This is a genomic window from Vibrio cyclitrophicus (genome assembly GCF_024347435.1).
Classification (GTDB): Bacteria; Pseudomonadota; Gammaproteobacteria; order Enterobacterales; family Vibrionaceae; genus Vibrio; species Vibrio cyclitrophicus.
On record NZ_AP025482.1, the window covers coordinates 22,286 to 37,442 of the forward strand.

General features: G+C 42.7%; 10 protein-coding genes and 5 pseudogenes. 7 read left to right on the forward strand and 8 right to left on the reverse strand.

All coding sequences use genetic code 11. The annotated features are described in order from the left end of the window. Window positions 1-6 precede the first annotated feature (6 nt). Both ascB and ascF read right to left on the reverse strand, forming a co-directional pair. Window positions 7-1,437 carry a 6-phospho-beta-glucosidase gene (ascB, locus tag OCW38_RS22500; protein WP_146493335.1) on the reverse strand — a complete coding sequence of 477 codons (1,431 nt, stop codon included), beginning with the start codon at window positions 1,435-1,437 and terminating at the stop codon, window positions 7-9. 67 nt (window positions 1,438-1,504) lie between these two features. Further along, on the reverse strand, window positions 1,505-2,983 hold the full coding sequence (gene ascF / locus OCW38_RS22505) for a PTS cellobiose/arbutin/salicin transporter subunit IIBC (RefSeq protein ID WP_146493336.1): 1,479 nt from the start codon (window positions 2,981-2,983) through the stop codon (window positions 1,505-1,507). A gap of 242 nt (window positions 2,984-3,225) precedes the next feature. Here ascF and OCW38_RS22510 point away from each other — a divergent pair, with 242 nt between their 5' ends. Both OCW38_RS22510 and edd read left to right on the forward strand, forming a co-directional pair. Next, window positions 3,226-3,747: a gluconokinase gene (locus OCW38_RS22510; protein ID WP_146493337.1), complete on the forward strand. Its 522-nt coding sequence runs from the start codon at window positions 3,226-3,228 to the stop codon at window positions 3,745-3,747. Beyond that, entirely contained in the window at window positions 3,744-5,540 is a 1,797-nt protein-coding gene (gene edd / locus OCW38_RS22515; protein WP_146493338.1) for a phosphogluconate dehydratase, read from the forward strand. Before OCW38_RS22510 ends, edd begins: the two co-directional genes overlap by 4 nt. Window positions 5,541-5,613: 73 nt before the next feature. Here edd and OCW38_RS22520 read toward each other — a convergent pair whose 3' ends face one another. Next, window positions 5,614-6,621 (reverse strand): substrate-binding domain-containing protein, encoded by a 1,008-nt coding sequence (locus OCW38_RS22520; protein ID WP_146493339.1) that lies wholly within the window; start codon window positions 6,619-6,621, stop codon window positions 5,614-5,616. Between the two features lie 143 nt (window positions 6,622-6,764). After that, a pseudogene (locus OCW38_RS22525) lies at window positions 6,765-7,200 on the reverse strand (lipoyl protein ligase domain-containing protein); the annotation flags it as partial. 2 nt (window positions 7,201-7,202) lie between these two features. Between OCW38_RS22525 and OCW38_RS22530 the strand changes: the two are divergent. Together OCW38_RS22530 and OCW38_RS22535 are read left to right on the forward strand one after the other, a co-directional pair. Continuing rightward, a pseudogene (locus OCW38_RS22530) lies at window positions 7,203-7,345 on the forward strand (transposase domain-containing protein); the annotation flags it as partial. 1,227 nt (window positions 7,346-8,572) lie between these two features. Then, window positions 8,573-8,947, forward strand: a complete 375-nt coding sequence (locus tag OCW38_RS22535; RefSeq protein WP_261896614.1) for a regulator — start codon at window positions 8,573-8,575, stop codon at window positions 8,945-8,947. Between the two features lie 90 nt (window positions 8,948-9,037). On the opposite strand, the gene OCW38_RS22540 is transcribed toward OCW38_RS22535, so the two are convergent. From OCW38_RS22540 to OCW38_RS22555, 4 genes are all read right to left on the reverse strand, one after another. Continuing rightward, window positions 9,038-9,523, reverse strand: a complete 486-nt coding sequence (locus tag OCW38_RS22540) for a hypothetical protein (RefSeq protein ID WP_261896616.1) — start codon at window positions 9,521-9,523, stop codon at window positions 9,038-9,040. 46 nt (window positions 9,524-9,569) lie between these two features. Continuing rightward, window positions 9,570-9,944, reverse strand: coding sequence for a hypothetical protein (locus tag OCW38_RS22545; protein ID WP_261896618.1), 375 nt, complete (start codon window positions 9,942-9,944; stop codon window positions 9,570-9,572). 655 nt (window positions 9,945-10,599) lie between these two features. Continuing rightward, entirely contained in the window at window positions 10,600-10,827 is a 228-nt protein-coding gene (locus tag OCW38_RS22550) for a type 2 periplasmic-binding domain-containing protein (RefSeq protein WP_261896620.1), read from the reverse strand. Window positions 10,828-11,038: 211 nt separating this feature from the next. Beyond that, window positions 11,039-11,491, reverse strand: coding sequence for a LysR family transcriptional regulator (locus tag OCW38_RS22555; protein WP_261896622.1), 453 nt, complete (start codon window positions 11,489-11,491; stop codon window positions 11,039-11,041). A gap of 101 nt (window positions 11,492-11,592) precedes the next feature. On the opposite strand from OCW38_RS22555, the pseudogene aguB reads away from it, so the two are divergent. The 3 pseudogenes from aguB (at window position 11,593) to aguA (ending at window position 14,960) form a co-directional block, all read left to right on the forward strand. Continuing rightward, window positions 11,593-12,478, forward strand: a pseudogene (aguB, locus tag OCW38_RS22560) (N-carbamoylputrescine amidase). Window positions 12,479-12,544: 66 nt separating this feature from the next. Then, window positions 12,545-13,870, forward strand: a pseudogene (locus OCW38_RS22565) (APC family permease). After that, window positions 13,870-14,960: pseudogene (gene aguA / locus OCW38_RS22570) on the forward strand (agmatine deiminase). Before OCW38_RS22565 ends, aguA begins: the two co-directional pseudogenes overlap by 1 nt. Window positions 14,961-15,157 lie beyond the last annotated feature (197 nt).

Below are 15,157 nucleotides of genomic sequence, written 5' to 3' on the forward strand. Positions count from 1 at the left end.
GACAAATTAAGCCAAGTCGCTGCCGTTACTTGCGATCACTTTTTTGTACCAGTGGAATGACTTTTTAGGAATACGATTTAACGTACCATTACCTAGGTTGTCTCTGTCCACGTAGATAAACCCATAGCGCTTGCTCATCTCTCCGGTCGATGCCGCGACAAGATCGATACAACCCCAAGGTGTGTAGCCCATCAGTGGTACACCGTCTTCCATTGCTTCATGCATCGCAACAATGTGCTGACGAAGGTAATCAATGCGGTAATCATCGTTCACTTCGCCATTGTCATCCAAGGTATCACGAGCACCTAAGCCATTTTCTACCAAGAAAAGTGGTTTCTGGTAACGATCATAGAGTGTGTTCATCGTAACTCGAAGGCCAGTAGGGTCAATGACCCAACCCCAATCACTTGCTGGAAGATGCGGGTTTTTGATCGACTTAACAACGTTCGCCGCGCTAGTATTACCCGAATTCATATCGGCAGAAGCACAACGAGAAGCGTAGTAACTGAATGAGATGAAATCGACGGTATTCTTCAGAATCTCGAAATCTTCTTCTTGCGTTTCAAGCACCACACCTTTGTTATCAAATACCTTTTGAGCATAAGATGGGTAGTAACCACGAGATTGAACATCGATAAAGAACAAGTTCTCACGGTCTTTTTCCATCGCCATGAGTACGTCTTCAGGTTTGCAAGAGTATGGGTAGAAGTTACCACCCGCTAACATACAACCCACTTGGTTCTGCTGGTCCACTTCATGGGCAATTTTAGTCACCAAAGCACTCGCCACTAGTTCATGGTGAGCTGCTTGGTACTTCACTTGATCGTGATTTTCGCCTTCCTGAAACAACAACCCAGCACCAGAAAACGGGCTCGCTAGTAAGATATTGATTTCATTGAAAGTTAGCCAGTATTTCACCAAGCCTTTGTAGTTCTCGAAACAGGTTCTCGCGTAACGGCTAAAGAACTCAATCATCTTACGATTGCGCCACGAACCATACTCGTTGACCAAATGCATTGGCACATCGAAATGACACAAAGTAACGAGCGGCTCAATACCGTATTTCTTACACTCTTCAAAAACATCACGATAAAAATCTAAACCAGCTTGGTTCGGCTTTAGCTCATCACCTTTTGGATAGATTCGGCTCCAAGCGATGGATACGCGGAAGACTTTAAATCCCATATCTGCCAGCAAGGCGATGTCTTCTTTGTAACGGTGATAAAAGTCTATCGCGTTATGGCTTGGGTAGAACTCGTCTTCGCTGAGCGTCACCTGATCAACCTGACCAAGCTTAATTGGCATGCGGTTCTCACCGTAAGGGATCATATCTACGGTTGTTAGGCCTTTACCACCCGCTAAGTGAGCGCCTTCAGACTGGTTTGCGGCAATAGCGCCGCCCCATAAGAAATCTTCGGGAAATTGAATGTTTGACATCGAATACCTCGGAAACAATAAAAGTCACCTTACGATGAAGTAAGGTGACTGAATAAATTAATACTAATTAGGAAGCAGACGCCACGGTGACCTTCTCTTCTGCCTTACTAGCTTCTTTCTTTACTGGCTCTGAATTTGCGTTTTCATCGGTATCATCTTCTGGAATATCTTCAAAGCCTAAAACTAGGGTTAGAATAAATGACAGCACAATGGACAATGCGATCAGACCGAACACCCAAACGATACTCATAGGATCATTCACATCAAAGAACTGTACGCTCGTAAACAGGCTTGGTGCCGCCATCGAGTGACTCGCAAGGCCACCCATGCCCGCTAATGCACCTACGATAAAACCAGTAATCATTGTTGCTATAAGTGGACGTTTCAGACGAACAAGCACGCCGTACAATGCAGGCTCAGAGATACCGGCGAAGATAGCTGAAGCACCCGCGGCTAATGATGTCTGCTTTAGTGCGCTGTTTTTGGTTTTGTAAGCAACAGCTAGACACGCACCACCCATACCAAGATTGGCACCGATTTCTGAAGGCATAACCATACCTTCACGACCCGTCTCAGCAATGGTTTGAATAATCGTTGGAGTAAATACACGGTGCATACCAGTAAGAACAAGTAGAGGCCACAACGCACCCATGATAGCGACGGACAACCAACCTAACGTGTCATGAATTGTGTAAACAAGCGCTGAAAGCGCAGTACCTACCCAAATACCAAATGGACCGATAAGTACGATAGCAACCGGAGCTGCAATCAATACAATCAACATAGGTTTCAGGAAGTTTTTAGTTACAGCAGGGGTAATGCTATCTACCCAACGCTCTATGTAAGAAAGCGCCCAAGTCATTACAAGTACAGGAATAACCGTGTAGGTGTATTTTACTGACGTGATTGGGATACCGAAGAAATCAACGTACTTGCCTTCTGCAGCTTGCGCCATCAATTCCATAAAATTGGGGTGGATTAAGACGCCTGCAATCGCAATAGATAGCGACATGTTGGTCTTAAATTTGATTGATGCAGAAGCTGCAACCATAACGGGTAGGAAGAAGAATGCTCCATCACCAATCGCTTTCAGGATAAGCAACGTTGGCGCATTAGGTTCAACCCAACCCAGCATCTCAAGTACCATGGCTAGCAACTTGACCATTGAAGCGCCAATGATTGCGGGGATAAGAGGAGACATGGTACCAACCAGTGCGTCCAACATTTTCGCACCAATTGACTTAGCCGTTAGTTTCTCTTTTTTACTTGGAACCTCTGTTGCCGATTCAGTAGATAGCTCACAAATAGCCATCACTTCCTTGTATGCATACGATACCTCGTTGCCAATTATAACCTGTACTTTGTCTCCATTATCAACAACACCCATAACACCTTTCAGTGTTTTCAGCTTGCTGATGTCGACGCCATCTTGGCTGTTTAAAACGAATCGTAGTCGAGTCATGCAATGTGTTAGAGCTGCGACATTTTTCTTGCCCCCAAGATGCTCAACAACAGATTTCGCAATTGCGCGGTAATCGTTGGCCATGTTATCCCCCAAAGCTCTTTCTAGTGATATTTAAACGCGAAATATAGTGAGATGTGACCATGTTTGAGTCAATTCGTCGCAAAAAACAATCTCAATAGTTGTGAATTGTTGTTTTGTGTTCTTCATCACACTTTCTTAAGTTACCGGTAACATGTTACCGATAACACTTATAAGATAAAGCCATATTTACAAGCGATGTTCAAAATTGAGATCACGCGCAAATTTGTTAAGAGGATTGAGTTATGGCTGGTAGTAGTGTCATCGTCATGGGAGTCAGTGCTTGCGGGAAAAGCACAGTAGGCGAGCATTTAGCAAAAAGACTTGGACGTAAGTTTATTGATGGTGACGACTTGCATCCTCGAGCAAACATTCAAAAAATGGCATCAGGCCAACCTCTTAACGATGATGATCGTATTCCATGGCTGGAACGCGTCAGCGATGCGGCTTATAGCTTAGAAAGTAAAAACGAACACGGTATTATTGTGTGTTCTGCGTTGAAGAAAAAATACCGGGACCAAATTCGTAAAGGTAATAACAACATCACTTTTCTCTTCCTCGATGGGGATATCGACCTAATTTTACAGCGTATGCGTCAGCGCCAAGGTCACTTCATGAAAGAAAACATGATTAAAAGCCAGTTCGAAACGTTAGAAAGACCTGACAGTGAACCCGACACTGTGGTGATTAGCATTAACGGCGATATTAATAGTGTCGTTGATTGCGCTGCAATTGTCCTTTCTATGACCGACGAGGCAATCGCATGACCCATCCTATAATCCAAGCTGTTACCCAAAGGCTGCTAGCTCGAAGCCAAATGGCTCGCCAAGAGTTTCTACACAGAACTCAACAGCAAGCCAATGCTGGCAAAGGGGGAACAGGGCTCTCCTGTGGCAACTTGGCTCACGCAGTCGCGGCATCTTGTTCAGATGAAAAGCGCTCTATTCTGGATCTCACTAAGTCTAACGTCGCGTTAGTTAGTTCTTATAACGATATGTTAAGTGCGCACAAGCCTTACCAACACTACCCCGACCAAATCAAAAAGGCGTTAGCTAAACTCGGCCATACAGCACAGGTGGCAGGATGCGTACCCGCGATGTGTGATGGTGTGACTCAAGGACAACCAGGAATGGATATGTCTCTGTTCTCAAGAGACTTGATCGCTCAATCTACTGCTTTATCACTTAGCCACAACGTGTTTGATTCAACACTGTTACTTGGAATTTGCGACAAAATCGCCCCAGGGCAGCTAATGGGGGCACTCTCCTTTGCGCACCTACCTACCGCATTTGTTCCCGCAGGATTAATGGCAACGGGCATCAGCAATGATGAGAAAGTACACATCCGCCAAGAATACGCAGCAGGTAAAGTGGGGAAAAGCGCTCTATTGGATATGGAGTGTAACGCTTATCACTCTGCTGGAACCTGTACTTTTTACGGCACAGCCAATACCAATCAGCTGGTATTTGAAGCGATGGGGCTAATGCTACCAGGCTCAGCATTTATTCATCCTGACTCTGCACTTCGAGCGTCACTGACTCAATATGCCGCCATTGAAATCGCTTCAATGACACCGCAAGCTTCAAACTTCCGACCGCTATCTGACGTTTTTACAGAAAAAAGTCTCATCAACGGTATCATAGCCTTACTCGCATCGGGAGGAAGCACAAACCACAGCATTCACATGGTCGCAGTCGCGCGCGCAGCAGGGTTTATTCTGACTTGGCAAGACATCAGCGATCTATCCGATGTGGTCCCTTTACTTGCTAGAGTCTATCCAAACGGACCTGCCGACATGAACGCGTTCCAAGCTGCAGGAGGGGTTCCAGCACTGCTACGTCGATTAGACCAAGCGAATTTACTGCACCGTAATGTCACGCCTACCTTTGGGTCGTTTGAAGATCAAATGAGCATTCCAAAACTTGAAGGTGAACAACTAACTTGGAAGGTGTGCGAACAATCCATAGACACTGACGTTATCGCAGGACCAGAACAAGTCTTTCAGACGACAGGTGGAACGCGAGTACTTTCGGGGAATCTAGGCAACGCGGTGATTAAAGTGTCAGCTGTCGCAGAAGAACAACGTGTGATAGAAGCGCCAGCGGTCGTGTTCGACTGCCAACACAAAGTGGAAGTCGCTTATCAAAGAGGTGAACTCAACAAAGATTGTATCGTTGTCGTGGTTAACAATGGCCCTGCAGCGAACGGTATGCCTGAATTGCACAAGCTCATGCCTATTCTAGGCAACATACAAAAGCAAGGTTTTAAAGTGGCTCTCGTTACTGATGGTCGCCTATCTGGTGCATCAGGAAAGATCCCATCCGCAATTCATGTCTCACCAGAGGCTATTCGAGGCGGATCCATTGGGCTTATTCGCGAAGGCGATATCCTGCGCTTAGATTGTGCGAGTGGCGAACTCAATAACCTCAACGACATGCAGTCTCGTCAAGCGAGAGTGTTTGAGGCAGATGCCAACCAACAAACCATGGGACGCAGCCTATTTACCGTTATGCGCCAAAGCGTTTCGAGTGCAGAACAAGGGGCGAGTTTTATCGTTTAACTGTGTTATCACTTAAATGTAAAAGCAAAAGAGGCATCATTTCGATGCCCCTTTCAGTTTCCACCATACGTGACTAAACGCTTTCGCCATCAGTGATGCGATAGCCCATATCCACTATCATTTCCGTGACTGGCTCGCCTTTCAAGCAAGCAAGCAGTAGCTCGGCACTTTTCTTCCCCATCTCATAACGTGGAGTATCTACACTGGTCAGTTTTGGGCGTATGGTTTGGCCAATATCCAAAGCGTTGTAGCCCACCACAGATAGCTGTTGCGGCACTTGGATTCCACGTTGCTGGGCAATGAGCAAGGTACCTATCGCGATGTCATCATTGGTGCAGAACACGCCATCTAGATCTGGGTAATCCGCAAGAGCGCGATCAAGCAGATCTTCAGCCAAAGAGAAGTTAGAGTGCTGTTCAGTCAACACATGCTTAGGCTCTAATCCAGCCTCATGCATCGCTTTGTCATAACCTTGCAAACGCAGCTTAGTTCGCGCATCCAGTCGAGCGCCAAAGTAAGCAATAGAGCGTTTACCCGCTTCAATCATTCGCTTCACGACATGGTAAGAAGCATCAATATGGTCCAAACCAACAACCATATCGATCGGATTGGTTGGTAGTTCCATCGTTTCAACAACAGAAACACCTGAATTCTTGATCATCTGTAACGTGCGGGGGGTGTGGTGGCTTTCCGTTAATATCAACCCATCAACCTGATACGAAAGCAGCGAAGCAATTTTTTCCTCTTCTTCAACAGCATCATAGCTAAAGTGAGCGAGCAACGTCTCGTAGCCATTCTCTTTAGTAACCGTTTCGATACCTTGAACAAACGCGGCAAAGATTTGGTTTGATAAAGAAGGGAGCAAGATACCGATCGCTTTACTTGACGACTTAGAGAGCATGGCTGGCGCTTTGTTTTCGATGTATCCCATCTCTTCAATAACCGCAGCAATTTTCACGCGAGTTTTGGCTGCAACTGAATCGGGATTACGCATGTAACGAGAGACGGTCATCTTGGTGACGCCTACTTTGTCTGCCACATCTTGAAGTGTGGTTCGAGTTTTCTTGTGCTGCTCTGTCATAACTACTTGAACTCTTTATTATGTTACAAGTAACATTATAAAGTTCTCACCCCCTCAAGTTCAACCCATTCGTTCTCATAGCCACACAAAATTGAAATGCTTCACTCCTTAACTGGTTGGTAAGACGTTAGCAAAAGAGAGCCTCACGCGTGCTTGATAAAAGCTTGGCTTAACCGTTGAAAAAGTGAATCTACGTTGGGTAGGGTCGTGAGATGTTCGGACAATGGCGTATGAACCTGCGCATCGACCACGGTTGGATTCCCGCACACTTGATTATAAAAATTCACCGGCGCAACGATGTTCTCTAAGTCGAAATCTAACAAGATACAGGCTTGCGAAAGTACAATTTGACCGCCCCCTTGTTTAAGCAAAACACGCTGAGCCGTGCCCACTATTTTTTGTTTATTGATATTGAGGCTATAGTCGCCATCACAATAAGAACCGGGGGTTTGCGTGTACATCCACATCGATGCCCAATTCTTTGAAAAACAGGGTTAAGACATCGCATAAATGTCGATACGCTTTTGGGATGTTGTAGGCTTCATCACGAGGCTAGTGGTAAATGTGCGATAGGTTAATGTGCGAGCGCCATGCTTTACAACATGTCGAGAGCGCGAAAGCCAACGCTCTTATCCCCTATGACTACCCGGTCAAGTGCATGAGAGTGTTGGCGAAAACAAAGCCTGATATTGACGCACTCCTACCTTGGAACTTCAAACATTAGCAATATCGCCCCAGTTGCGTTTACTATGACGCAGATCACCTCTTCTGCAAAAAATAACGAGCCCCCCGCTCCCTTCTACTTAGTTATATTTTTGGTTTAAAAATCAAGAACTAACTAACGGAAGAAGTCGGGGTGAATATCGCATACCGTTGGTTCCTTAGAGTTTCTCTGGCTTAAAAAATTGCCCATACCTCAATACTCAATCAAGACCGCATTCGTCGCATCAATAGTATTGATATCTTCGAATACATTTTAACTATCATCGAGATCCAAGTAATAGAGAAACGATTATCTAAATATGCTTGATATAGATATTGGTGTAGAGTGAGATGAAAAAGCAAAACGGCCACTAAAGTGAAGAACATCAAAGTCAATATAACAGTTCCAGAAAGCAACTTCATGACACAAGGATTCATCGTTCTCTACAATAATGCCGTTTATGGCCAGTATGCTATCACCCTACACACGTATGCAATAGAAGGCATTATCAACGACTCTCTCCCTTATACCTAACGCTTGAAGCATCGAGGCACCTTGATTGTGTTCTGTGACCGCCTTCCACCAATAACAAAAACACCTATAAGAACAAACACTTTAAGTACCAGAAAGAGACAATCACATATTTATGTCGAGCAGAGCAAGAGCTTAACTACAAGGCAACAAAGAGATACGGATATCGGAGATAATCATACAGGCATAAAGGAATTACTCGATCCATAAAACCGGCTATTCACTCTATAATGTGGGTTGTATTTTTACCTTTATCCCAAACAACCAAAGCATATGATCAACCATCAATTTTAGTGCACAAACATTTATTCAAAGAAATCCGGAAACAAAATAAAATACCAAAAATTAATTCTCATTTATTTAACATAAATCTTCTACAATTAGTCAATGCTCAGGCTGAGCATTGACAAAAAATGAAAATCACGAGTTATCTTTATTTCAATTTTCAGCTGAAATGAACACTAACGCGGGTATAACGATAGTACTTCTGTTGTTAACTCACATAAAGTGAATAATAGGAGTAGCAGCTTAAAATTAAGACTATGTTTGATAACTCAGCCAAACATTTACGGTACCATCCAAAAAGTCATAAAGCTCATAAGTCCCTATGTGACTGGTGGCATTTATTATCTGGACAGTGCGCACTTTGTCTGATTATGTTTGATGGTGCATATCTCTTTAATTCAGTGCAACCTCTTGTATTTAGAGGTTTTATCATTGAAGTATCGCGAAATGAGTAAGAATTACATTTTTCGAGAGTTAGAGTGCCAAATGACGAAGGAAGAGGTCGCTGAATTGTGTTTTAAAACTGTGAGAACAGTCACAGGTTGGGATGAGGGAAAACCAATACCTCCCGAATGCAAACGGCTTATGCGAATGGCTAAAGGTAGAGAACTTAGCATTAGTGAAGATTGGGTGCAGTTCAAAATGCTGTACGACAGTATGGAGCTGCCTACAGGGCAAGTCGTCAGGCCACAGCAAATATTGGCAGGGATTGCGTTGTTGGGGATTCAGTCAGAATTGGAGATCAAGACTTCAACACATTTGTTAGGGCTTGCCAGAGCGATAGCAGATATTAAGAGTAAGGTGTGATAAAAAACACATTGTTCCATAAACACGAAACCAAACCTTTAGCCGAAATGCTAAGGGTTAGGTTTTTGTCAAAATGTGGCGTTGTGTTTACTACATAGATTCACGCATTAAGGTATGTTCACTCGCTACAACCTTAATAAAACCTTCAATGAGTTTTCGCATAAGTTTTAACTCATGTTTTTCAAATGCTCGATGTGGGTTCATTCCCATGAAGATTGACTGTTTGCCTGTCAATTGATAATCGCGAGCAATTGCATCTGAGTGTGCAACTGAAATATTTCTTCTATTGATAATTGATTCATGAAATTGTTTCATTTCATCAGGTAATGTCTCAACCCAGTATTCTCTTAACTCATTGTACTTACGATTTAACTCTTTTGATTCGCTCGTATCTAAGGGAGGATAAGAGCGCGCAGTAGTGAAATTTCTAGCGTAAGTGACAATAAGTGAAGTAGTAAGAGCCTTACATAAGATCTGTTTTGAGTCCTCAATTATTTCGAGCTCATTACAAAAATCTATACATTCCCAAAGATCATCAAAAGACGAGTTAAGCCTCTGATAATAGTGTTCATTCATTTCTATGTTACCTCTCACATCTTTAGAGTCAGTCTTGAAGTCTTTGTTATACGACTATGCTAAAACCTACGCCATCACTACCTATGGAGTGAAACTCGACGTTAAAGGTATGAGTAACTGAACTCGAAAATTTCACTTTAAGTTGTTTTTTTACAAATTTTCCTTTGTGAGCTTTACAATAATTAAGCAAGTTATTTCTAATTTGTGATTCGTGAACAACAACCTCAGTTACAGATACAATATGACGAAGAACCATATTCATATCGTCACGTTGATCGCTACTAATGGGCTTTAATTCAGTAGAGACTACTAGGCATGCGTTTATCAATTCGGCACTAGTCAAAATGCCATTAATATGCTCACAACCGAATTCATATTGAAATGCAAAACCTGCACTACCTTTTCTTAATGATGATTCCATACAACTCCATTTACAGACTTACTGTTGTGATATGACGGCTATCAGATAGAAGGTCTCTATCTAATTCTTTGTACAATTTTACTGGGAATTGTAAAACAAACAGTGACCTATTGTCATAAACCAGATAATTGAGACAAAGTCTCGAATGATTATGTTGGGATCAAGCAAGGAACTAGCGCGCAAGCTTGCAACTAGAGCAGGGTTGTGTGAGTGCTGATAGATAGGCCGAATTTACCCCCGTGATACATGTCGGACTAATCAAAAAAACGAACTTGAAGTTGTCAATGCTCAGGCTGAGCATTGACAACTTTTTACTACCGAAGACCATAATGCTCAGTTCAACAGCAATACAAAATAGCGATACTGAAGTACAGGAGATCCAAACAATTAGTGTCTAATGAGCCCACTTCATTGGTTAAATATATGAAGTAGAGTGGGGCAGGGGATTACTTCTTTTGGTTTCGATAGTTTTAATAATCAATAGGCCGATTTGAAAGACTATTCATATACTTACACTTTATATAGCTTTACCTAAAATTGTCCTTTCCTGATCGTCTAAGGCTGAAAGCTCATAAGAACTTTAACTACACATCCAAGCGTTCGTTAAGTAACAGCATAGGTAAACGAATGCTGTAGAGAGTAAACTGCTCCCTCTTTAAGTACACATATGTGTCTGTTTAATAAGCCATTGAATGCTGTCTTGGTTATCATACAATTGATGGGTAAACATACTTAACGACAAGTTAGGAGCATCTTTCGGTAACTCGACAATACGTAAAGGAAGCATTTCTTTTAGTTCTAGCGCCACACTCAAAGGTACACACATTAAATTATTGGCTTTCGCTGTCACCATGCCACCGACCGCATAGCTTTGTACAATCATTGATATATGACGCTAGTGGTGATTTTGATGTAGCCATCGGTCAATGGGATCGGCCCCTGAATTAATCAGTGGGAGGTGTATTTGTGGCACTTGAACAAATTCGTTTAAATTGAGCTTACTTTTAACACTTGAAGCCTTTGCAACAATACCAACGTAAGAGTCCGTCAACCAATGGTATCGATTGTAATAGCGAGGTATGGCCTGTAAGTCGTCAACCCCCAGAATCAAATCTAATCTCCCCCTGCTCAATACGCTCCATCTGCATGTTTTCAGACAAAATATCAATCGCAACGCGCACGTTCGGCGCGCTTTTTTCAAAGGTCTTACCGAGTTTTGGTAGCGCATAAAACTCAAAGTAGTCAATAGCTCCAATGTAGAACGTTTTCGCATCAAGCATCGGTTCAAAAGGCTTCATGCGATCAAACGCCATATCAATCGAGCTAAGACCTTTTTGCATATCAGGCAACAAGCTTTCTAGTAAAGGCGTAAGTTCCATCCCTATGCGTGTTTTTATAAATAAAGGGTTATCGAAACGACTCCGCAGCTTCGCTAACACATGACTCGCCGCCGATTGACTCATAAACAGTTTTTGAGCGGCTTTTGACAAATTCCTTTCACGCTCTAGCACGACTAAAAGATGCAACTGATTGATATCGACATCCATAGGTTATCGAAATCCTTCATATCCAAATAAAATTTGTGCACTTCCATAATAACCTAAATGGTATTAAAAATATTTGTAACAGTAAGAAATACATAAGGATTATGATGAGAAACGTCACTGTAGCAGCCACTCAGATGGCTTGTAGTTGGGATACCCAAACAAATATTGAACATGCAGAAAGGTTAGTTCGCGAGGCGGCAGCCAAAGGTGCTCAGATCATCTTGTTGCAAGAGTATTCGAAACACCTTACTTCTGCATGGTATGATTCATGAATCATACCATGCGCTCGCCACACGGCTTGAAGAAAATGAAGCTTTTCAACGCCTTTCTAAACTTGCTAAAGAGCTTGAAGTGGTGCTGCCTTTCAGTTGGTTCGAAAAATCAGGCAACGTTAAGTTTAACTCTTTAGCCATGATTGATGCCGATGGATCATTACTCGGAACTTACCGTAAAACGCATATTCCTGATAGTGATGGGTATTTAGAAAAATACTACTTCAGCCCTGGCGATACAGGTTTCAAAGTTTGGAATACCCGCTATGCGAAAGTTGGAGTCGGTATTTGTTGGGATCAGTGGTTTCCTGAAACTGCGCGCAGCATGGCTCTGCAAGGTGCAGAACTTCTTTTCTTTCCCACGGCAATTGGCAGCGAGCCGAATCAACCTGATATGGACTCTCAACCTCATTGGCAATGTGTGATGCAAGGTCATGCAGCCGCAAACCAAATCCCTGTGATTGCATCAAATAGAATAGGGACTGAGCAAGCGCAATATCGTGACCTTAAGCTCACCTTCTTTGGCTCGTCATTTATCACTGACTACACAGGGAAAATTGTAGAGAAAGCTGACCGCGAAACTTCAGGCGTGATTATTCATGAATTTGACCTCGATAATATCCAGTTCCAACGCGAAGCTTGGGGGCTGTTTAGAGACCGTCGTCCAGAGCACTACAAACCATTACTCACACTCGATGGACAAGTGAAGGGATAAATCATGGAAGATAAAAAAATGGGTATCACTCCTCTCGCATGATTTAGCCTTTGTGCTGTATTAGTCGTGGATACTTTAACTGCATCTGCGTCTATTGGTGTTAGTTCTATTGGTTGGTGGCTATTAATTCTCGTTGTCTTTGTGCTGCCATACGGTCTGATCACATCAGAGTTGAGCTCTGCTTATCCAGGAAAGGGCGGTATCTACGATTGGGTCAAAAAAGCATTTGGTTCAAACTGGGCAATCCGAACGACTTGGTTCTATTGGATCAACGTAGGGCTATGGATGCCTGCTGTTTATATTCTCTTTGCTGGAATGTTTACCGAACTGTTCGCGCCCGACCTTACTTTATCCACTCAAATCTTGATTTGTATTGCTCTTACTTGGAGTACTGTCTGGGTATGTAATATCTCTACCGACATTGGTGTGATGATCACCAACTTCTGCGCGATTTTGAAAGTCATCATCATCTCTGTACTTGGGGTAGGTGGTTTTATTTATGCCGCTAATAATGGCGTAGCGAATGAATTCAGCTTTCAAGCGATACTGCCATCTTTCGATACTAGCGCCGCCTTTCTACCTGCTTTAGTTTTCAACCTGATGGGGTTTGAGCTAGTCGCTACAATGACTAAGCAGATGAAAGACGTGAAGCAAATGCCAAAGGTCGTGTTCCTTGCCATCGCTATTACTTCTTTTCTCTACATCGCGGGCACTATAGGCATCTTAATGGCTCTTCCTGTCGATGAGATTGGATTAGTTGCAGGTATTGTCGACACACTTAAAGTTCTGTTTGGTGAAGGTCCTTTAGGGCAATTTATTATTTACGCATTGGGTGTTGTCACGCTTATCACTTTTATCTGTAATATGGTTAGCTGGACGATGGGTTCTAGCCGAGCTGGCGCAGAAGCGGGTAAAGAAGGAGAACTACCTCAAATAGCCGCAAAAACGTCTGATAAACACGAGACACCCGTCGGGGCCAATCTAATAACAGGTCTCGTTTCTACCTCCGTTATCATTATTTACGCCTTCTTTACTAACACAAATGATGAACTATTTTGGTCAATATTTGCTTTCTCTAGTTGTGTTTTCTTGATGCCATACCTGTTTATGTTCCCAGCCTATCTTAAGCTTCGAACTACCGATGCAAATCGAACACGTCCATTTAGAGTACCGGATAACTTGATGGTACAAAAAATCATTACAGCAACCTGTTTTTTGATTGTTTTTTAAGCAGTTGTATTATTTATCTTCCCTGACATTATTTTTGGCAATATCGATTGGACCTATTCTCCACCAATTCTTACTGGTGTTCTCATTGCCATTGTTGTCGGAGAAATCCTGCTCATGCATACCAACAAACGCAATAATATCAAGACCACAGGGGAGATCTAATGAGTAAAATGATTTTATCATTACCAAAAGACCATAAGTTTCGTATGCCAGGGGAACACGAGCTACAAAGTGAAGTATGGATGGCTTGGCCAATTCGTAGTGATAATTGGCGCTACAGTGGCAAGCTTGCGCAGAAGGCTTTCATTGATGTCGCAACGACTATTGCGCAAAATACTCCAGTCGTCATGTTGGTTAATCATGAGCAATTTGATAATGCTCGCTCGCAACTTCCCGCACATATTCGCGTTACTGAAATGTCGTATAACGACTGTTGGATGCGTGATATTGGCGCAACCTATATCATCAATGATGAAGGCCATCGGCACGGCATAAGTTGGCAATTTAACTCTTGGGGAGGATTAGTTGATGCCTTATATTTCCCATGGGATCTCGATAACGCGGTCGCAGGGAAAATGCTGAACATAACCCAATATAACGGCTATCAGGCACCATTTGTGCTTGAAGGAGGTTCCATACATACCGATGGTGAAGGGACCTTATACACGACTGAAGAGTGCTTACTTCACCTTAGTCGAAACCTCGACTTATACAAAGAACAACTAGAGCAATACTTGATTGATTATCTAGGTATTGAAAAAGTAATATGGCTTCCTCGCGGTTTATACAACGATGAAACTAACGGACATGTTGACAATATCATGCACGTCGTAAACCTGGAGAAGTTGCTCTAACTTAGTGTGAAGATCCAAGTGACCCGCAGTATCAGATCAGTCGTGAAGCCATTGATGCTTTGTGCAGTCAATGCGATGCAAAAGGGCGTTCTATCAAGGTACACAAGGTGTCTATGCCAGGACCTTTATTTATGAACAAAAAAGAAGCAGCCGGTATAAATCCAAGTAACGGGATGGAACGTAAAGCTGGAGAACGATTGGCAGCATCCTATGCCAACTTTCTCATCAGTAATGAACAAATTATCTTCCCATTGCTTGATAAACAAAAAGACCATAAAGCAAAAACTATACTGGAACACGCCTTCCCTGATTATAACGTTATCGGAGTTGAAGCTCGTGAAATTTTACTTGGGGGAGGGAACATCCACTGTACCACCCAACAAATACCAACAATCTAGTTTAAACTAGACCATTCAATACAAAGACCTTCATAATACATACAATCGATAGTTGATAACCAGAAAGGTTATCAACTATCGATTGTCCATCATACCTAAATAACAACTAACACAGATTTATGCCTTCAATCAGATTTATATACATCTAATAATGTTGCATCTTAAAAAATAGATAGATCATTGATAAAGTATTGATA